This is a genomic window from Vibrio sp. Scap24 (assembly GCF_013394185.1).
In the GTDB taxonomy this organism is placed as follows: domain Bacteria; phylum Pseudomonadota; class Gammaproteobacteria; order Enterobacterales; family Vibrionaceae; genus Vibrio; species Vibrio pomeroyi.
In genome coordinates, this window is sequence record NZ_CP041332.1 from 230,030 (window position 1) to 251,082 (window position 21,053).

At 43.2% G+C, this 21,053-nt stretch carries 17 protein-coding genes and 1 riboswitch; of the genes, 11 read left to right on the forward strand and 6 right to left on the reverse strand.

From position 1 onward, the window contains the following. Positions 1-222 precede the first annotated feature (222 nt). From FLM53_RS00910 to FLM53_RS00935, 6 genes are all read left to right on the forward strand, one after another. A complete protein-coding gene (locus FLM53_RS00910) occupies positions 223-450 on the forward strand; it encodes a hypothetical protein (protein WP_008220782.1) in 228 nt (75 codons plus the stop codon). Between the two features lie 214 nt (positions 451-664). After that, entirely contained in the window at positions 665-2,122 is a 1,458-nt protein-coding gene (locus FLM53_RS00915) for a TolC family protein (protein ID WP_176681087.1), read from the forward strand. 3 nt (positions 2,123-2,125) lie between these two features. Beyond that, on the forward strand, positions 2,126-3,100 hold the full coding sequence (locus FLM53_RS00920; RefSeq protein WP_176681086.1) for an HlyD family secretion protein: 975 nt from the start codon (positions 2,126-2,128) through the stop codon (positions 3,098-3,100). A 7-nt stretch (positions 3,101-3,107) separates the two neighbouring features. Then, positions 3,108-4,355: an ABC transporter permease gene (locus FLM53_RS00925; RefSeq protein ID WP_176681085.1), complete on the forward strand. Its 1,248-nt coding sequence runs from the start codon at positions 3,108-3,110 to the stop codon at positions 4,353-4,355. Beyond that, positions 4,352-5,527, forward strand: a complete 1,176-nt coding sequence (locus tag FLM53_RS00930) for an ABC transporter permease (RefSeq protein ID WP_176681084.1) — start codon at positions 4,352-4,354, stop codon at positions 5,525-5,527. Before FLM53_RS00925 ends, FLM53_RS00930 begins: the two co-directional genes overlap by 4 nt. A gap of 585 nt (positions 5,528-6,112) precedes the next feature. After that, positions 6,113-7,654 carry a sodium:alanine symporter family protein gene (locus FLM53_RS00935; protein WP_123296870.1) on the forward strand — a complete coding sequence of 514 codons (1,542 nt, stop codon included), beginning with the start codon at positions 6,113-6,115 and terminating at the stop codon, positions 7,652-7,654. A gap of 115 nt (positions 7,655-7,769) precedes the next feature. Here the strand turns inward: FLM53_RS00935 and FLM53_RS00940 are convergent, their stop codons facing one another. Further along, positions 7,770-7,946, reverse strand: a complete 177-nt coding sequence (locus FLM53_RS00940; RefSeq protein ID WP_176681083.1) for a hypothetical protein — start codon at positions 7,944-7,946, stop codon at positions 7,770-7,772. Between the two features lie 313 nt (positions 7,947-8,259). Then, a complete protein-coding gene (locus tag FLM53_RS00945) occupies positions 8,260-8,994 on the reverse strand; it encodes a chromosome partitioning protein ParA (RefSeq protein ID WP_176681082.1) in 735 nt (244 codons plus the stop codon). A gap of 607 nt (positions 8,995-9,601) precedes the next feature. After that, a riboswitch (glycine riboswitch) is annotated at positions 9,602-9,721 on the forward strand. A 130-nt stretch (positions 9,722-9,851) separates the two neighbouring features. Between FLM53_RS00945 and FLM53_RS00950 the strand changes: the two genes are divergently transcribed. The 4 genes from FLM53_RS00950 (at position 9,852) to FLM53_RS00965 (ending at position 14,923) form a co-directional block, all read left to right on the forward strand. After that, positions 9,852-11,222, forward strand: coding sequence for a sodium:alanine symporter family protein (locus FLM53_RS00950; protein WP_123296866.1), 1,371 nt, complete (start codon positions 9,852-9,854; stop codon positions 11,220-11,222). Positions 11,223-11,614: 392 nt separating this feature from the next. Then, on the forward strand, positions 11,615-12,436 hold the full coding sequence (locus FLM53_RS00955; protein ID WP_176681081.1) for a winged helix-turn-helix domain-containing protein: 822 nt from the start codon (positions 11,615-11,617) through the stop codon (positions 12,434-12,436). Continuing rightward, positions 12,433-12,894, forward strand: coding sequence for a hypothetical protein (locus FLM53_RS00960; protein ID WP_176681080.1), 462 nt, complete (start codon positions 12,433-12,435; stop codon positions 12,892-12,894). Before FLM53_RS00955 ends, FLM53_RS00960 begins: the two co-directional genes overlap by 4 nt. A 550-nt stretch (positions 12,895-13,444) precedes the next feature. After that, positions 13,445-14,923: an aerolysin family beta-barrel pore-forming toxin gene (locus tag FLM53_RS00965; RefSeq protein WP_176681079.1), complete on the forward strand. Its 1,479-nt coding sequence runs from the start codon at positions 13,445-13,447 to the stop codon at positions 14,921-14,923. A gap of 131 nt (positions 14,924-15,054) precedes the next feature. Here the strand turns inward: FLM53_RS00965 and FLM53_RS00970 are convergent, their stop codons facing one another. Then, positions 15,055-15,690: a LysE family translocator gene (locus FLM53_RS00970; RefSeq protein ID WP_048659471.1), complete on the reverse strand. Its 636-nt coding sequence runs from the start codon at positions 15,688-15,690 to the stop codon at positions 15,055-15,057. A 304-nt stretch (positions 15,691-15,994) separates the two neighbouring features. On the opposite strand from FLM53_RS00970, the gene FLM53_RS00975 reads away from it, so the two are divergent. Further along, the gene (locus tag FLM53_RS00975; protein WP_176681078.1) at positions 15,995-17,467 is read left to right on the forward strand and encodes a carboxypeptidase M32; all 1,473 of its coding nucleotides are present in this window, start codon (positions 15,995-15,997) and stop codon (positions 17,465-17,467) included. Positions 17,468-17,861: 394 nt separating this feature from the next. Here the strand turns inward: FLM53_RS00975 and FLM53_RS00980 are convergent, their stop codons facing one another. The 3 genes from FLM53_RS00980 to FLM53_RS00990 all read right to left on the reverse strand — a co-directional run bounded on the left by FLM53_RS00980 (position 17,862) and on the right by FLM53_RS00990 (position 21,018). Beyond that, positions 17,862-18,893 carry an HlyD family secretion protein gene (locus tag FLM53_RS00980; RefSeq protein WP_176681077.1) on the reverse strand — a complete coding sequence of 344 codons (1,032 nt, stop codon included), beginning with the start codon at positions 18,891-18,893 and terminating at the stop codon, positions 17,862-17,864. Position 18,894: 1 nt separating this feature from the next. Further along, positions 18,895-19,407, reverse strand: a complete 513-nt coding sequence (locus tag FLM53_RS00985) for a magnesium transporter (RefSeq protein ID WP_176681076.1) — start codon at positions 19,405-19,407, stop codon at positions 18,895-18,897. A 126-nt stretch (positions 19,408-19,533) separates the two neighbouring features. Beyond that, on the reverse strand, positions 19,534-21,018 hold the full coding sequence (locus FLM53_RS00990; RefSeq protein ID WP_176681075.1) for a catalase: 1,485 nt from the start codon (positions 21,016-21,018) through the stop codon (positions 19,534-19,536). Positions 21,019-21,053 lie beyond the last annotated feature (35 nt).

The window sequence follows — 21,053 nt, forward strand, 5'->3', positions numbered from 1 at the left end:
AATGATGAACAAACGGATTAAGTATTCTCCCCTATTCATCCATCGCTATTTCACACTCGGATAGTTAGACAACAGGCTAGTTAGACAACGAAGAGGTGACTGATAAAAGCAGCATCCAATAATAAAGCATTGATGAGCAGGAAGTATCGATCAGTGGCAACGTCCAATAGAAACAGGATAAAAAACATAACGTATAAACATTGTTGAAAAGGAAACCAGGCAATGAAACGCGATAATTTTGGAATCTGCCTAACAAAGGCTATGTTGTTCAAAAACTTACAATCTACTTTCACTCATGTCAGAGCATATGAGAAGAACGAGACATCCCCGCTCGATCTAAAAGTATTGTTAGCTTTCCCGCAAATGTCAGGTAGAGATTTATTACAAACGATGCAAGGTTCAAGACAATTGGTGTGGCGCGCCGATCACCATTGTCCAAGCTTTAAATAGCGCCAATCAATTTGTAGTAACCTCTTCTATACTGAACTTAAAGAGCACGATTCGTCGTGCTCTTTTTGTTTCTTCGTGCCAGCCATTAAACCCTTAATAGCATTCACATTATATTAACGAGCGGCTATGCTAATTGTTCATATGAGGTAATCTGTTCAAGACAAATGATTATCCCCCTGTTAACATTAGAGCTAATACTCTAATTTGGTATTTAATGCAGATGACCAAACCGACATTCCGACGCCTTGCGATTGCCAGTATTCTTATCGGTGCTATCAGTTCGCCAAGCTATGCTGCCCCGCTCACTTTTTCTGAGGCGTGGCAAATACTCCAAGAGAACAACAACTCTCTTGCGGCTCAACAAGCTAACGTTGAGCGTTATCAACACCTTCAAAATGCAACTGGAAGCCTTAACTTACCTTCTGTGACGCTTGGCGCTAACTACACTCACCTTGATAGTGACGTTACCATCAATGGCGAACAGTTTGCAGATAGTCTAAGTGGCGTCCCAGCTGGCTTATCTGGTATTGGAGCCATTGCTCCCGGGCTAGTTTCATCTCTCGGAGGTATCACCTCCACCATCACCGAACAAGACATCTTCAGCTCTTCCATTCGCGCAGTTTGGCCTATCTTTACTGGCGGACGAATTAACGCAGCACAAACCGCAGCCGAAGGTAAAAGTGAAGAAGCGCAGAGCCAACTCTTGATGGAAAAGCAGGCTCGCTACGAAGACTTAAGCAAATACTACTTCTCAGTGATCTTAGCGGAAGACGTTGTGAAAACGCGTCAAGCCGTAGAAGCAGGCTTAACTCAGCACCGAGATTTCGCCATCAAGATGGAACAACAAGGGCAAATCGCACGCGTCGAACGCCTACAAGCGGATGCTTCTTTAGATAAAGCAGTCGTTGAACGTACTAAGGCTGAGAATGACCTCAAAATTGCTCAGTTAGCACTGACTCAAATTCTTGGGCAAAGCCAGAGTGTTGAACCTTCAGAGCAACTGTTTATCAACAAGAACCTGCCTCATATGGATGTGTTCATTGACCAAACACTGATGACCTACCCCGGCCTTAAGATCCTTGATGCGAAAGAGAAACAAGCGAGCAGCTTAATCAAAGCTGAAAAAGGCAAATACTACCCAGAAGTGTACCTTTACGGTGATTACAGCCTTTATGAAGACGACTCGCTAGCAAGTGAAATGAAACCGGATTGGTTAGTCGGCATTGGTGTGAACGTACCGCTGATCGATACCTCTGGTCGCTCTGATAAGGTAGCCGCTGCGCACAGTGCGGTTTCACAGGTGCAATTCCTTAAGTCACAAGCCAAACAAGACTTAACCGTGTTGGTACAAAAGACCTACCTTGAAGCAAAGCAAGCGATTGAAGAGGTTCAAGGACTCAACTCTAGCTTGTCGTTAGCTCAAGAGAATCTATCCCTTCGCAAAAAAGCGTTCACTCAAGGGCTATCTAACTCGTTAGAAGTGGTTGATGCAGAGCTATACCTTGCGAGCATTAAGACACAGCAATCTGCTGCGCGATTCAAATATCTAATCTCTCTCAACAAGCTTTTGGCGCTTACCAGCGAAATGAATGCTTACTCAAGTTACTTAACTTCTTCTGTTACGTCTGATTTCGACTCAAAAACAGACACCGCTAGCCAGTCAAAAGGATAACTCATGAAACCTATTAAGCCCCTTCTTCTATCTATAGTTGGTATCGGCATTATTGGCTGGGTCGGATACAGTTTTTACCAAGCGTATCAGCCTCAACCGGTTAAGCTTCAAGGCCAAATCGATGCGCAGCAATACAGCATCTCTTCTAAAGTACCTGGCCGAATTGACCAAGTATTCGTGCGCAAAGGCGATTCTGTTGAGAAAGGTGAATTGGTCTTCTCTCTACTTAGCCCTGAGATCGACGCTAAATTAGAACAAGCGAAAGCTGGCCAGAAAGCCGCTGGCGCATTAGCTCAAGAAGCCGAGAATGGTGCGCGCACCCAGCAAATCCAAGCCGCTAAAGACCAATGGTTAAAAGCGAAAGCTGCCGCCGATCTGATGAACAAAACCTACCAACGTGTAAATAACCTTTACAACGATGGTGTCGTCGCTGAACAAAAACGTGATGAAGCCAAAACACAGTGGCAAGCCGCGAAATACACAGAAAGTGCTGCCTTCCAAATGTACCAACTGGCACAAGAAGGTGCTCGTGATGAAACCAAAGTAGCCGCAGCTCAAAAAGCCTTAATGGCTGCAGGTGCCGTGGCAGAAGTTGAAGCCTACGCAAAAGACACACAGATCCACAGCTGGTTCAGTGGTGAAGTGTCTCAAGTATTGCTAAGCAGTGGTGAATTAGCGCCGCAAGGTTTCCCTGTTGTCACCGTTATCGATACACAAGACGCATGGGCGGTGCTTAACGTCCGTGAAGACATGTTGAAGCACTTTGAAAAAGGCGCACAGTTTGACGCTTACCTTCCTGCGCTAGACAAATCACTGACCTTTAAAGTGACTCATATTGCCGTAATGGGTGATTTCGCGACTTGGCGTTCAACCGATGCAGCACAAGGCTTTGACTTACGTACATTCGAAGTAGAAGCACGCCCTGTCGACACTGACGAAACATTGCGCATGGGTATGAGCCTTGTGGTTGAGCTTTAGGTGACTTATGTCTGCTAACTTTCGATCTACAGGAGCACAATCTACAGGCTCTTATTCACCTGATCATCACAAAGTGACGAGTACCTTGCTGAGGCAGTGGGCGATAGTCCGCAAAGACAAGTGGTTGTTGTCGTGTCTGACTTGGATACCCTTGCTGCTTGCAGCAAGTATTTGGCTGATTTTCTCGCAAGGCATCGCTCGTGATTTACCCGTTGCAGTGGTTGATCTTGAACATAGCCAAATCTCGCAACAATTCACTCGTCTTGTTGATGCGTCACCTACCCTACAAGTGACTCAGAAATACAGCTCAGTGAGCGAAGCAGCTAAGGCGATGATTGAGCGCGATATCTACGGTTACGTTGTGATACCAAAACACTTCGACCGTGATCTCTACCTAGGCTTAAACCCGCAAGTGTCTGTGTTCTACAACAGTCAATTCATCTTGATAGGTAAACTGGTCAACTCAGCACTGTTGCAGGCTCAAGGTACTTTTAACGCGCAGCTTGAAGTCGTTAAACAGCTTTCACACGGCGATACGACGGTCCAATCAGCATTAGGCCAAGCGGTCACGGTGCAAAGTCAGATCACGCCGTTGTTTAACAAGAACACCAGCTATGCACAGTTCTTGGTATCTGCCGTTATTCCGGCTTTATGGCAAATCATGATTGTGGTCGGCACGATACTGGTGTTAACCGCAAACGTTCGAGCTCGTGGGCTAAAAGCTTGGTTGTCACACTCTCCTGCGAAGTCGTTAGTTTCAACGTTAACCCCTTACGTCGCTCTGTTTTTAGCGTTTGGTATTGCGTTTAGCTTTTGGTTCTATCGTCTGCTCGACTGGCCATTTAACGGCAGCTTCATGGCTTTAACGGTTGCTCAACTACTAACGGTTGTCAGCTGTATCATTATGGGTTGCTTGTTCTTCTTCTTGACGCTCGATCCAGCAAGAGCGATGAGTTTCGCCGGTGCCTTTACAGCACCAAGCTTCGCTTTCATGGGGATTACTTTCCCAGTAACCGACATGAACACGGCAGCTCAAGTTTGGAGAAGCTTACTGCCAGTGAGTCACTACATCGAAGTACAAACGGCTCAGTCCAGTTATGGCGTGAGCGCAGCACAATCGTTAATCAGCCTCACTTCTATGTTGTGGTATGCAGTTCCTGCATTGGTGGTTATGTTGTTAATTAAGAAACATCTAGCGCAAGCATCACTCTCAACTAAAACTAAAAAAGAAGCAGAACAAGGAGTAAAACAATGAGCTTGACTCAACTGCTAAAACAAGAACTGTTAGCGGTACTTCGCAACCCGGTTGTCTTGCTCACCGTATTTGGTGGTGTGGTCTTTTATTCATTCTTGTATCCGCTACCTTACGCAAATCAAGTACCTCAACAATTGAAAGCCTCGGTGGTGAACTTGGATAAGAGCCAAAGCAGCTACAAGTTAGAAAGAATGGTCGATGCGACCTCTCAAATCGATCTGGTTCGTCGAGATTCAACCATCGAAGATGCGAAACAAGCTGTGCTGAACCAAGAGATTGGCGGGTTCATCGTCATCCCAGAAGATTTCTATAAAGATCTACTTCTTGGAAAGAGCCCTACGCTCTCTTATGCCGGCGATGCGTCCTATTTCTTGGTGTACGGAACCATTGTTGAAGGGCTGGCCAAAGCTGGAGGGACACTAGCCGCACAAGTTAAAGTCAGCCACTTGCTAGTAGAAGGTGTGCCGTTGGAATCCGCAGCCAAAGGCTACAGCGCGTTTAGCTTGAACCTAAAGCCAACCTTCAATAGCCGCACGGGATACATCGATTATGTTGTTCCTGCTGTATTTGTGTTGATTCTGCAACAAACCTTAGCCATGGCTTCTGGTTTAGTTGGCGCAACGCAAAATGCTCAATCGACCTTTGGATATTGGAGTAGAACACCACCAGCCAAGTTGATCCTTGCTCGTTGTTGTACCTTAGTCGGCATTTACTATTTACTGTCCATGTACTACTTCGGTGCCAGTTTCTCGATGTATGGGATTAACTTGCTCGCCTCTATGACTCAAATTCTAACTCTGCTGCTGCCATTCTTATTGGCCAGTTGTTTGATCGGAATTTTTATCGGTGAGCTAGTACCAAGAAGAGAGCTAGTCACGGTTGTGGTGTTAATCAGTTCAATGCCACTTATCTTCTCGTCTGGATTTATCTGGCCTGTTGAAATGATGCCACAGTGGTTGGTACTGCTATCAGAACTGTTCCCAAGTACCCCTGCGATTCAAGGTTTCTTGGCGCTGAATCAGATGGGCGCTTCATGGCAAGAAGTAGCACCTCAATGGACGCTGTTATGGGGACAAGTTGCTCTATGGGGTTCGTTGTTAGCACTTAAGCTCTACCACAAATCGAGTAAAAGCGTCGTTATCAGTAGTACCAGCAACAGCAACATTCATTAAGCTGTTTGACTCATCAAAAACCATTAAAAAAGCTCTGATTAAGGGCTTTTTTAATGCCTTCAAACTTGATGCCTATTTACCATCGAATGGTTAGAAGCCGCCAAAAACATATCAAGTATTCAAACTTCATTCACTCTCTTCTATCAGGTTTAAAGCAATTTGATCGTAAATCCCCCCCCCTCAAGATCTAAGGAATCGTTTTAAACAAGGATAAACCGCCTACATAACAAAATGCACCTGCCGCTATTGCCATCACTGCATATGCCTTTTCAAACTCGAAAACCATCGACTTATTCCAAAATGATGACAAAACCCGAATAATTGTAAATTTATTGTAAAAATCTCTTTGATGGCATTATTTTTATGTATAGGGTTATCAATAAGACTTGATAGGCCGAATATCATAGTCTGATTGATGGACGTACCGAAAGGATCTCCATATAAAACGTGATTAGTAGTTATATTTATTTCGAATTTTGACTTAGCAACAGAGCTTTTGTCGCTACCAAAGAAATATATAAGCTATTGAAATACAAAACAAACACAACAGCAACAAACATAATTTAATAAAAAGCAGGGAAAACCATGAAAAACATAAGAGAATTATTTTTTGGGTTTATATTATTGTTTAGTTCCAGTGCATTTGCAGAAGAAGGGTCATTTAATCAAGCCATTAGCAACTTAAGCCAAAGTGTTGATGGATTTTTCAACGAGTACACAGGATGGTTCGTTGGATTAATATTTAAAAGCGTGCCAGTAGGTGAAGCAAACTTCCCGATTATTGTTGGGTGGCTATTACTGGCTGCACTCATCTTTACTGTTTACTTTGGCTTCGTTCAATTTAAACGTGTCGGCATGGCTATCGACATCATTAAAGGTAAGTACACCGACCCTAAATCGAAAGAAGATGGCGAGGTTTCTCACTTTCAAGCTCTAACAACCGCTCTTTCAGGAACGGTAGGTCTTGGTAACATTGCTGGTGTGGGTGCCGCGCTTGCGATTGGTGGTCCTGGGGCAACATTCTGGATGATCTTGTGTGGCATCCTCGGGATGGCTTCTAAGTTCTGTGAGTGTACCTTAGGTGTGAAATATCGAACTATCTTACCGTCAGGCGTTGTTTCAGGTGGTCCTATGTACTACCTAAGCCAAGGTCTTGGTGAAAGAGGTCTAGGTGGACTCGGTAAAGTGCTGGCTATCGGCTTTGCACTGATGTGTATCTTGGGTTCTTTGGGTGGCGGTAACATGTTCCAAGCCAACCAAGCTCATGCAATGTTAACATATGCATTTGATATTCCTAGCGAATACGGTGTTATCACTGGCCTTGTGCTCGCTGCTCTAGTTTTCTCTGTAATTGTTGGTGGTATGCCTTCTATTGCATCGGTAACAGAAAAAGTTGTTCCTTGGATGGCTGCGCTATATATCGGTATGGCTGTGATTGTTATCGGTTCTAACCTTGATCAAGTTGGTCCTGCGTTCAGTGCAATCTTTACAGGTGCATTTACTGGCGAAGGTGTCGTTGGTGGATTCATCGGTGCGTTAATTCAAGGCTTGAAACGTGCAACGTTCTCGAATGAAGCAGGTGTTGGTTCAGCAGCTATTGCTCACTCAGCGGTTAAAACAAAAGAGCCAATCACTGAAGGTCTAGTATCACTATTAGAACCGTTCGTTGATACGGTAATCATTTGTACAATGACAGCATTGGTTATCACTATCGCAGGCCTAAACACAGGTCCATTCGATGGTACAGGCCTAACGGGTGTAACCTTAACTGCGGCATCATTCACTGAAACTGCAGGCTTCTTCAAATACACACTAGCCCTTGCCGTTATCATGTTTGCGTTCTCTACCATGATTTCTTGGTCGTACTACGGTCTTAAAGCATGGACTTACCTATTTGGTGAAGGAAAGGCAACGGAACTCGTATTCAAAGTGATGTTCTGTGTGTTCGTTGTAATTGGTGCGACCATTCAATTTGGCGCGGTAATCGACTTCTCTGATGCAGCTATCTTTGCAATGTCTATCTTTAACATCTTAGGTCTATACTTCTTGATGCCTGTTGTTAAGAAAGAACTGCAATCATTTGTTGCTCGCGTAAAATCTGGCGAAATTAAAACGTATGAGAAATAACTTCTCTTCAGTGCTTATCGTCAAATAACACTGTTCTAAAAATTTTTGTAATACCCTTTGCTTGAGAAAGCGAGAACAGTACTGCAATTAATCTAAAATCCCTACTGGCTATGGTTTAGCTCGTAGGGATTTTTGTATCTGGATTGTCTTGTTCAAGCAGTTCAGGATCTTGGCTTACTCTTTTACGCTCCAACACTTCTTCTACTTCAATCATTTCTCGTTGCGCTAATGGCGAATTACAATCATCGAAGCAATAGGCTACGGTGCAGTTCTCACACTGATATTCATTCATGGTTTAATCCCTGTCCATTGAGATGGTCTAATCACAGAATGACAACAGACCGCATGTTCATCCTAGAACACCGCTATTATGCTGTTTCTCAACCTTATAAATATGCGTGCAAAGTCACCAAGTATTCAATTAATCACATATTAAAACCATTTTACGGCTCTAATCACGAATAGCTTGGTAATAGCGTGAAAACGGTTCTTAACTGTACGACTTTCCTACAGAAATAATATGGAACGAAAAACGCCCACACCATTTTCATGATGTGGGCGTTTGAATAGTTATAGCTAAAGACGAATGAATTAAAGGTTTGAGCTTATAAACCCATCTCTTCGGTTAGCGTTTTGATTTGCTTGAGATCCATGGTGTGGACTTCAATCATTTGTCTGATGTCACTTAGACGAGAGTTCGCGTTGTCTTGCTTCTCACACGCGTCAGATTTCGCATCCCATGAAGTGCCATCTAAGAACACATCACACGCTTTCTTAAGTGATCCAAGGTTCTGTTCAAGCTCGTCTCTTTCCTTCTCAAGCTTTTCAAGCTCTTGAGATATTTGTAATTCTTTACGGAACAGCTCACGAGAGCGTTCAAACAAGGTCGACTGCATATCCGCCTGACGGTTTAGCTTCTGGTTATCTTGCTCGGTTTTGTCTAGCGTTTGCTTTTGTTCGTTTAACTGCTGTTCTAGTGAGTAGTTCGCCTTCTCTAAAACTGCAGATTGCTTCGCTAAATCTTGGATCTCTTTTTGATGCTCTTCAGCCTGTTTAGCTAACGCGACTTCTACTTTTGCGTCGATCTCGGTATCGACTTTTGCCACCTTAGCTTCAACCGACGTCATCAATTCTATTTTACTGTCGCGCACTTCTTGATAACGGGTTTCAAGTACCTGATAAGTGGACCCCCACTTCGAAGCCGTCACTGTCGAACCGATTAAGCCACCCAGTGCTAAACCTATAACCGCAGCAATGCCGATATAGAGCTGACTGCGCTTATCGCGTTCTTCAATAACAACCACTTCATCTTGTTCGCTTTGTCCAGATTGCTGGTTCACTAGCGGGTACTCCCAAAAATATGTTTAACGTTACGCGGTCACTGGTACTAATACCAATACTGATTTGTAGGTTCAGTTAAACCTGTCTCTCAAGTCAGAAGCACTTGAGCTTTCCTAACACGTTCATCCCACCTGCTCACAGACGGTTTAACGCGTTAACTCCGAAATCATCAAGCTGGCAGTATACAAAAGGAAGCTGCTAACGATAACTATCACTACCCATTTTTGCAGTTTTTCGTTGGTCCGGTAACGAAACAATACAAATGCCAAAGCCAATAAAAAAACAATCGCTATTAATCGAGTCATAACTCCTCCTTGTTTCCCTATTTTATACCATTTAAATAAGCAAGTTACGTCAGAGTCGCGTTGTTTGATCATTTAGTTGAACAACATTTGTGCAAACAGATATTTTGTAGCTGACATCACATTTTATATGATCTAGGATACGCCTACAGATTACCTAATTATTTAGGTAATTGTTCCGATGAAGACTGCAGGAGAGTGGTTTTTAACTAAATATTAACATTTAGTTAGATTGACCCGCCGAAGAAGTAAATCTTTCAGGTGCTTTATGCTGGAGAAATCCAGAAAAGTGAGGACTGTCGTTGGAGGAACCTCTGGAGAGAACCGTTAGATCGGTCGCCGAAGGAGCAAGCTTAGTGCCCGTTACTTATCTATAAGTGATTCGCTAAGTGAAACTCTCAGGCAAAAGGACAGAGGAGTGGAAAGCAACAAGCCTTAATTAACAAAAGAATTCTATCTAGAAATCCGTATGTATTAAGTAGTGCTACCGATCCCTGTGATCTGCACTGCCTTCCCTCTTCTCCTTAAATTTTTTAATTTATTAAGGGGAATCTATGAACCACCTACAAGCTACACTACAAACCATCAACCAATTCGTTTGGGGACCACCACTGCTTATTCTGCTAGTGGGTACAGGTATCTACTTTACTTTTCGCTTAGGCTTACTCCAGTTTAGACACCTTCCAACCGCGCTAAAAATGGTATTCAGCAAAGACAAATCAGGCACGGGTGACGTATCAAGTTTTGCCGCTTTGTGTACCGCACTTTCAGCGACCATTGGTACTGGTAACATCGTTGGTGTAGCGACCGCAATCAAGATTGGTGGCCCTGGTGCCCTATTTTGGATGTGGCTTGCCGCTGTATTTGGCATGGCGACAAAATACGCAGAATGTCTACTTGCCGTTAAGTACCGCAGAACCGATAGCAATGGCGAAATGGTTGGCGGCCCTATGTACTACCTTCAATACGGTGTTGGCTCAAGAATCTTGGCGGTAATGTTCGCTGTGTTCGCTTTGGGTGTTGCCTGCTTCGGTATTGGTACCTTCCCACAAGTTAACGCGATCTTAGACGCTACTGAAATATCATTTGGCGCTTCGCGTGAGATGTCTGCTGTTGTTCTAACGATATTGGTGGCAGTGGTAACGCTTGGTGGTATTCAATCTATCGCTAAGGTTGCAGGAAAAGTGGTTCCAACCATGGCAGTTATGTACATCGTCGCGTGCTTGAGCGTTCTGGTTTCAAATGCAGACCAACTACTGAATGCCATTACCCTTGTTGTTACCTCTGCGTTTACTAATACAGCGGCAACAGGCGGTTTCTTTGGTGCCAGCATCATGCTTGCTATCCAATCGGGTATTGCTCGTGGCGTATTCTCTAACGAATCTGGTCTAGGTAGTGCACCAATGGCTGCGGCGGCTGCAAAAACAGATTCATGTGTGAAGCAAGGTCTTGTCTCTATGACAGGTACGTTCTTCGACACCATCATCATTTGTACGATGACAGGTTTGGCGCTTATCTTAACTGGCGCTTGGCAGACTGACCTTTCTGGTGCTGCGATGACCACTCATGCATTTGCTGTTGGTCTGAACGCAGACACGCTTGGCCCTATGTTGGTTTCTGTTGGCCTAATCTTCTTTGCGTTTACTACGATTTTAGGTTGGAACTACTACGGCGAGCGTTGTGTTGTTTTCTTGCTAGGTACAAAAGCAGTCTTACCTTACAAGATCATCTTCATTGCGTTGGTGGCTTCTGGTGCATTCTTGAAGCTCGACATGATCTGGATAATGGCAGATATCGTGAACGGCCTAATGGCAATTCCAAACCTAATCGGGCTTATCTTGCTACGCCACGTGGTTATCGAAGAAACTAAGCTGTTCTTCAAACCTTTAACGTCTTCAAACGATTGTGAAGCTGTAAAAGCATAATCAGAATTGATTGAACCAAAGCCCGCACTCAAATGCGGGCTTTTTTATATCTATTCAATACTTAAACTGACTAAATTATTACTACCGTATACCCACAAATAAAATAAGATTTTAATTAGAGCACTGTTCTAATTAATTTATAGACAAAGATTAATCCAAAAATCTCTAATTAAAAGCTCACTAATAAAACCAACACTTAATTAGATGTTACTTATATTTAACAGATTATGACTAAATGGCAGAGTTTCTTTCATAAACAAATAATGAACGCTTTTGTTTTGACCACTCAAAAACACACCAGAATAAAACATGTGACTTTAATTCATATAATAGTCAGTTTATAGTCATCTAAATTGTTGAGAGAATTATAATAAAAATAAAACGTTGGCTATATGATCAGATTCGACCCGATTAAAAACCGTATTTATAACGACGAACGTTCTATTAAAATAGGATATCGTGAGACTCGCGTTTTAGAGTTATTACTTAAAAACTCACCCGAGATTGTGAACAAACAAGATATTATTAGTTTCGCATGGGGAAGCGAGTTCATTGGGGATACGTCACTGGCGAAGTGTATCAGCTTACTTCGCCAAGGGTTCGTTAAGCTTGGCATCAAGGAAACGCCCATTGTCACGGTGCCGAAAGTCGGTTACCGCCTTATTGATGAATACGTCTTTATTGACTCGCAACCACAAAGCGAAGTCACGATTCCCCTCACACCTGTGAGCGAGCAAGGTTCGCTAGGTCAAAGTAATATTGCTGCCTCTGTTTCGAGCAACGATACACCTGAATCCAAATCGAATTCACTTACCTATTCTCCACTTAGCTATTCTCAAGTCAGCTTATACAAAAACAGGCTGTGTTACTTCATAACAGGCTGTTTGTTGTTGTCCTCGGCGCTGTTGGCTTTTGCTAAGGTTCACGATAAAAGCCTTGGTGATATCACTCCCTTTAACCGACTTAATGAACAATGGGTTGGGCAAGTGCAAGTTTTTCAAGAAACAGAGATGTCCTTGAGCCCAGAACTCGAGGCCATTCTCTACAAGCACCAATGCGATTGCGTAGCCTACATCAGCAATGAGCCAGGCTATTCAGAACTCTCCATGCTCAACAAGACAACACGTCAGTCCATCAATATCTTTTACACAGCCACGCAATTAGATCGAGCGAGTGAAGAGATAGCATTATTCCTAAAGAGAGGCCAATTATGATGCCATTTGTAGCTCTGCTTTCCTCGCTAGCCTTATTGATTGGTATCTGGAGTATTCCTTCTTCTCCTCCCCAAGAAGAGCACCGTTATCAACATAGCGTGGTAGATCTTGTGTTAGATGGAAATGTATTGCGAACCGATGGGCTCACCAAAATAAGTGATAACAAAGTTCTGCATCTTATGTCCGTCCAAGATGACAATATGCCCGACCCGATTGTTCTACGATTTAGAGGAGAAGCTGGTCCTTCTCAATCCCTATTCTTTTCAATAGCTGGCACTATCGACTTAGTCTCCGTGCAAAAAATAAATAAAACCATGAATGACAGCTTATTGTCACCCTACCTACTTATCAACAATGACCCTTTAACATTGAAGGTTGATATATTAAGTTCAAATGATTTATTTGCCATCATTCGAACATGTAATACAGGAAGAACACAACTTTTGGCTAAGCGATAATTTATCTTCGTTTGGCCACCAGCTGAATCCACTTCATTTTAATTAACACCGTTCTGAATATTACACATAAAAAACGGATGGTTATATTTATTACTGCATCAATAAACATCTCTTGTATTTTGAGTATTCAATTAATCGGATGTTTAAAACACTGGATTAAATTTTAAAACCCAAGTCTCATTTATCGCTTTCCTGTTGATATTTACATCAAATAAAAACGATGTGAATAATATGTCTTCTCTCGTACTTAACCATTCATTTCACCCGCGATAGACCACGTTAAAAACTATTTGACGTGAATGTATCAATCATCACGCCTCATTTTTCTAAAAACGGTTTGAGCCCTATCAAAGATTTTCTTTTCAGTTACAGCCTCTTTCACCGAACAAACAAATAAAACAATACAAACCATTGAATTAAAAAGGAAATTTAATTCAACCCTTTTCAGTATCTATCTATTTATCAACATGAAAAAGTGAACTTGTCTTGTTAACTGCACGGCACAAAAAACATTATCAAAATAGAAAAATTACAAATGAGGGAATTGTTAATGATCCGAATAAACAGAAGTCTCTTAGCAACCGCAGTGTTGTCTGTTCTATCTACGGGCGTAAACGCAAAGATTTACCCAGACCAAATAGTCCATGACCAACTTGGTGACGATGTATGTCGCTCTGGCTATCGCCCGTTAGACCGTTTTGAAGCCGAAGAGCAAAAGAGCGCTTTGCTGGCTAGAATGGGCACTTGGCAGATCACAGGCTTAAAAGGAAACTGGGTGATCATGGGCCCGGGATACAATGGCCTTATTAAACAAGACACAACCAACGGCAAAACGTTCTGTTATCCGAACAATGACCAGTCTGAAATTCCAAACTACTCTGCTAAATCGGTTCCAGAAGGCAGCGAGTTGGATGTTCAATATGAGCTGGTCAATAACCGTAATGATTTTGTTCGTCCGTTAAGCTATTTGGCTCATAACCTAGGTTACGCATGGGTTGGCGGCAATAATAGTCAGTACGTGGGTGAAGACATGACGATCAACCGCTCTGGCGACAGCTGGGTGATACAAGGAAACAATGGTGGTTCTTGTAGTGGTTATCGCTGTGGGGAAAAAACTAAAATCACCGTCGACAACTTCGCCTACACCGTTAACGACGACAACTTTTGGCATGGTGATGTTATCGAATCAGACCGTGAGCTAGTGAAGACAGTTTACGCGACGGCAAGAAACAACAGTAATATCGCGCAACAAGTGGTTGTCGATCTGAAAGTGGATGAATCAACAAACTGGTCAAAAACGAACAGCTACGGGTTCTCGCAAAGCGTTCAAACAGAGAATACGTTTAAGTGGCCTCTTGTTGGCGAAACTAAGCTCACCGTTAAATTTGAAGCCAACCAAAGCTTCTCTAAATCCAATGGTGGCTCTACTAGCGAACAAGTGACACTTCAAGCGCGCCCAATGGTTCCAGCCAACTCAGAGCTTCCGATTCGAGTCGAGTTGTATCGTTCAAGTATCTCCTATCCGTACCGATTCAACGCTGATATTAGCTACGATGTTGAGTTTAACGGCTTCCTTCGTTGGGGTGGCAACGCATGGCATACACACCCAGACAACCGCCCTTACAAAGCCCACACCTTCACTATGGGTCGCGGCGGTGAGAAATCTGCAGACATTCGCTACCAATGGGATCACCGATACATTCCAGGTGAAACCAAATGGTGGGATTGGGGTTGGGCAATCAAAGAAGCGGGCTTATCTAGCATGCAATACGCAACAGGCGGAAGCTTGCGTCCATTCCACTCTTACGTATCGGGTGATTTCTACGCGGACTCTCAATTTGCAGGCACCATTGAGATTGGCCAAGCAACACCGATTGCTAACAATCTACGCAGCAAAAGAAGTACAGATTCTGTAAACGAAACGACTGAACGTATTGGCGATATTGAAGTTACCACCAACTTCAATGCTGATGAGTTGAGTGCCTTAGGTTTCGAAGGTGCTGAGATGAACATCAGTGTCGTCGAATAGCTAGACGGTAAATAGCGACACTGTGAACAACAGTATTGCTGAATAAGAATGGTACAAAGTTCTACAAGCAATAAAACGCAAAAGCCCACGACGTGTCGTGGGCTTTCATATGTTCTATTAAAAAAGGTGAACTACACAGGTTCTTCCATCAGAAGCTTAACGCCCAGTCCCACCAGCACCATGCCAGTCACACCTTCCATCCACTTCATAAAGCTCGCATTCTTTAGCAAGTTTTTAGCCGAGTTAAGCGCGCCAGCTAAGCCACATTGCCACACCATCGCAATCATAAAGTGGACCGAAGCCATCAACATAGATTGTAATAATGGCGAGCCCTCAGGGTTTACGAATTGAGGCAGAAAAGCCAAATAGAAAACCGCCGTTTTCGGGTTAAGCACATTAGATAAGAAACCTTCACGCAAAGAACGTTTTGCACTGTAGGCTTGATGAGCTTGCTCACCCACCTTCAACCCGCCGCCATTTTTCATCAAAGCACGTAAACTGCTTAAACCAAGCCAAATAAGGTAAACCGCACCCACCATTTTAACGGCTTGAAAGAGTTCAGCTGATTGAGCAAGAATCGCAGAGATACCCACAGCAGAGAAAAAGGCGTGCACATAAAGACCGCTACAGATACCAAAGCTGGTCATCACACCGTCAGATAAGCCAGAACGGCTCGTATTGCGAATTACCAAAGCCGTATCTAAACCCGGCGTTAACGTTAAAATAGTGATGGCAATCAGAAATGCCTCAAAGTTCAAAATATCCATATCATTATCATTCTTGTTCAGCGATCTATCATCAATACCGTGTATCTGAACAATTCGCAAGCAACAATTGTCATCAGCTATACAACTCACTGATTTTGTGCACAATGGTACAGTTTAATTTGTTAACAAATAGTAAATTACTGGCATATCACTGCCCTACCTTGTTTAGGCTATATCTTCTACTGGAAGAACTGCCTCAGAAACAAAGTGAAGTGACCAACTTCAAAGTACTAAACATCGAGATGCCCCTTAAACTGATGCAGCCTTATGGGTCATTTAAAGAAACCAAATTAAGAGTAGTCAAATGAGCGCATTCAAAAAACTAGTCGAACACTCTCAAAAATGTTCACGCTTTCAACACCTAGCCTCTATCTGTGGTTGGGACCAAGCTTCCATGATGCCAACTGGCGGTAACCAAGCACGCAGTGAAGCGATGGCCGAGCTTTCTGTTCATATTCACGGCTTAATGACTCAGTCACAGCTTGGCGATTGGATTGCAGACGCTGAAAACGAAGCGCTGAACAACGAGCAACAATCGTCACTTCGTGAAATAAAACGCCAATGGCAACAAGCTAACCTACTTCCAGAAAAACTGGTTGAAGCGAAGTCTCTAGCGGGTTCAAAATGTGAACATGCATGGCGTAGCCAACGTGGAGAAAATGACTGGGTTGGTTTTGAAAAGAACTGGCGTGAAGTGGTTGAGCTATCACGTGAAGAAGCACAAATTCGCGCAGATGCCGCTAACTTAACGCCTTATGATGCGATGCTGGACATCTATGAACCAGGCACCAGCTCTGCTTCATTGGATGTCTTATTTGCAGACGTTAAAACATGGCTACCAAGTTTGATTGACGAAGTGATCGAAAAGCAATCGAGCGAGCAATTTAACGCGCCATCGGGTATCTACTCGACAGAGAAACAGAAAGCACTTGGCCTAGAAGTGATGAAGCTACTTCAATTCGATTTCGAACACGGCCGATTAGATGAAAGTGTTCACCCTTTCTGTGGTGGTGTTCCTTCAGACGTGCGTATCACGACTCGCTACGATGAAGCTGAATTCGTTCAAAGCTTAATGGGCATCGTCCATGAAACAGGACACGCACGTTACGAGCAAGGCTTACCTAAACACCTAGCAGGACAACCAGCAGGTGAAGCTCGCTCTATGGGTATCCATGAATCTCAGTCTTTGTTCTTCGAGATGCAAGTTGGCCGCAGTGACCCATTCATCGGACACTTAGCTAACCTAGCAGGACAACAGTTCTCAGGCTCAGAATTTGAGAAAGATAACTTCCAGAAGATCTATACTCGCGTGAAGAAAGACTTCATCCGTGTTGATGCCGATGAGTTGACCTACCCAGCGCACGTGATTTTACGTTACGAGATTGAGCGTGACCTGATCAACGGCAAAATCAAGCACACTGATGTTCCTGAACTTTGGAATACTAAAATGCAGTCTTACCTTGGTTTAAGCACTCAAGGCAACTTCACTAATGGCTGTATGCAAGACATCCACTGGACCGACGGCGCATTCGGTTACTTCCCGTCTTACACACTAGGTGCGATGTACGCGGCTCAGTTCATGGCTTCAATGAAGAAAACGGTCGATGTGAATTCAGTGATTGAAAGCGGTGATTTATCACCTATCTTCACTTGGTTAGAATCGAACATTTGGAGCAAAGGCAGCCTACTCACCACTGATGATTTGGTGAAAGGCGCAACAGGTGAAACCTTGAATGCACAGTACTTTAAAGATCACTTGAGAAGCCGTTACCTTTAATGGAATAAATCGATAGAGGCTGATCAGTTTATTGATTCAGCCTTTTTAATCACATTTTCAAAACATACTTAGGTTGATTTGAAGGATTTATCCCTTCATCGAACTTAACAATCACAGAATATTCTGATACCTACTAGAACGGAATTGGACAAAACTAAGTTATACGGGTTGCTAAATTAGCATTTAACGAATGACTTAAACTATAGCAAGACCTTTAATCTAGTGGCCAAACTTTCTTATCCACTAAACATTTATCGGTGTATGTTAAGTATCCAAAACAACGTGAAAGATGACTAGAGAATGTTAGATGGCTATTCAAGCTGCTAAGTTTAACCAATCTACAACAGATTGGCTAAACTCCTTTATCTACTACATCTATAGTCGATTTGTAATGTTAAATTGCTGATAAGTAAGCTTTGTAAGATTTAAGCCTAACCGTTGCTGCACCGATAATATCTATGAAACCAAGCATTGGATGAGGTTTTGTTGCAGAAACCCATCCGGAACCAGTAGCCCCAATTGGAATGTTGTATCCCTCTGGTTCATCAAATTCAATCACAATTGTTCGGCCATGATCGTTCATATTGTTCCCAACGTGTTGGCGTACATGTTGCGAACCATTCATGACAGAAACACGTGCTTCACCCGTACCAGTGGTTAAACTATGTACACGGCCACGGAATATCTCACCTGGGTATGCATTCACATAAAACTCTGCAAATTGACCGACTTTGAGTCCGCGATAGGTTTGGTCAGCAATACGCATTTCTACAAATTTCTTATTCGTGTTGTATAAGTGCATGTTACCTACACGCGTACCATCAACAATGTTCGAGATTGAAAGCTGCCCATCAAAAGGAGCACGAACTTCTCTTCGCTCATTTTGCCATTCTGCTGTTGCAATCTGAGCCTCAATACTCAAAATTTTTGCATTGGCTGACGCAATTTGAGCGTTAGTAGTGTCGATACGTGTCCGTAGGTTATCTCGTTCTGATTCTTGTGAAAAGTCACCAAGTTGGGTTAAACGATCAAGGTTCTTTTCATCGTTAGCAATCTGATGAGTGAGTGCGAGTATTTCAGCTTTTGCCGCCTTCTTCTCTGCGTCTAATCCTATCATTTGAGATTCAGTGTCAACCGAACGCAGGGTGTATATTAAATCGCCTTTTTTGACTACCTGATTATGATCCACGAAAACTTGTTCAACTTCTTGTCCAATTAATGGACTTAAAACGGCATGTGGCGCTTTCACTGTCGTACTATCGGTTAGATCTGAAGGAGACCAAAATCGGTGTGCCGTAAACAAAGCAAACGCGAGCGTCAAACCTATCGCAACAATGATTGTAGCGTTACGTAGCGTCCATTTAACGACACCTATTTTAACTAAGATCCAACAAACTAGAATATATGGAAGCATTATTTCTTTCATCTTACTGCTCCTTATTCGTAGAGATCACAGTACGACCATTTCGAATTATGGACGAAATCGCTTCGGCTAATACGTCCCAACGCGCAAAAGCAATGATGATGGCTAAAACCCACCACGTTTTATCTATAAACAGACCACACAGTGAAAGAGCGAATACAATTTGTGTGTGAGCACTCGACATTTTCGCGGACTTATGCACTGCAATTTCATGCAATTCCCAAAGCAGATAAAGGACATACACAATAATGGCGACGGTTACAAAAAATACAAATCCCATAAATACTTCAGAATCAAGCAGCTTCAAAATAGTGGGATAACCATCAATAAAGTAGTTCTCAGGAAGAGTTTTTCCATGGATAGTACCAAGCTTAGACAAACCAATTGAACTTCCAATTAATACCGCCAATATCACAATAGCTTTTATCAACCACATTGCGAACCCGATGATTTTATTGCCTTTGTTTGCTTCCTCGACCCCATCCCTAGTATCGTTTTTCACTTTGCTACGAGACATACATTTTACCTTCGTAAGCGCCCCATATTTGAGGCGCTGTAGACTTACCTTAGACCATTACTTCACAAATATTGCGGCTGAACAAGTGTAAACCCCAACGATTCCGGGAAACTAAAAAACCATCCATCATACTTCCACGTCACTTTGAGCAATAACATGCTCCCCCTCCATCTCGGAGAGTTCAAAACCCAATAATTTCGCTAAGCCTTGCGCGTAATTACGATCGGCGAGAAGTGCATGTTGAACATGTTTCAGTTGCACTTTCCTAGAGGCAGAGCTAATTGAACGTGCTGTATTTTCAAATAGACTCTTCTGTTCACTCGATGTCATAATTCGGAACAAATTGCCTGCTTGAGTGAAGTAATCCGTGTCTTCACGATGATCCCAATGGTTCACTTCGCCCTCTAGTTCTAGCGCAGGTTCAGCATGCTCTGATTGCTGTGCCCATTCTCCATACTGGTTCGGCTCATAGCCTTTGGTTGAACCAAAGTTGCCGTCAACACGCATCGCACCATCACGATGGTAGCTATGCACAGGGCAACGTGGCGCATTCACTGGAATTTGATGATGATTAACGCCCAAACGGTAACGCTGCGCATCACCGTAAGCAAATAAACGACCTTGCAACATTCGGTCTGGAGAGAATCCAATTCCGGGTACGATAGCGGCAGGGTTAAATGCTGATTGCTCAACTTCTGCAAAGAAGTTTTCTGGATTGCGGTTGAGCTCAAGCTCCCCGACTTCAATCAACGGAAAACGCGCATGAGGCCATACTTTTGTTAGATCAAATGGGTTGAACTCAACGTCGTTCGCTTCTTTCTCTGTCATCACTTGGATTTGCATCGTCCATTTCGGGAACTCTCCATTTTCGATGCTATCGTAGAGATCACGATGATGGCTTTCTCGGTCTTGACCAATCAGTGTCTCTGCTTCTTGATCCGTCAGGTTCTTGATTCCCTGCTGTGTTTTGAAGTGGAACTTCACCCAAACACGTTCGTTGTCTGAATTGATCATACTGAAGGTATGGCTACCGTAACCATTCATATGACGGTACGTTGCTGGAAGACCTCGATCACTCATCACAATCGTCACTTGATGGAATGCTTCAGGAAGTGACGTCCAAAAGTCCCAATTATTTTCGGCGCTGCGCATATTAGTGCGCGGATCGCGCTTTACCGCGTGATTCAAGTCCGGAAACTTGAGTGGATCTCGTAAAAAGAATACCGGAGCGTTGTTACCCACTAAGTCCCAGTTTCCCTCTTCTGTATAGAACTTAAGTGCGAAACCACGAATATCACGCTCAGCGTCTGCAGCTCCTCTCTCGCCTGCAACCGTTGTAAAGCGAGCAAACAGTTCGGTTGTTTTGCCAATTTCAGAGAAAATTGACGCCTTCGAATACTTGGTAATATCGTTAGTCACTGTGAATTTGCCATAAGCCCCAGAACCTTTCGCATGCATTCGACGCTCAGGAATCACTTCACGGTCAAAATGTGCAAGCTTTTCCAAAAACCAGACATCTTGCAAAAGCATCGGACCACGTTTACCCGCAGTCATTACATTTTGGTTATGTGCAACAGGACAACCTGCTGCTGTGGTGAGTTTATTTTTCATTGACTTCGTTCCTTAATGATTGAAAATTAACACTT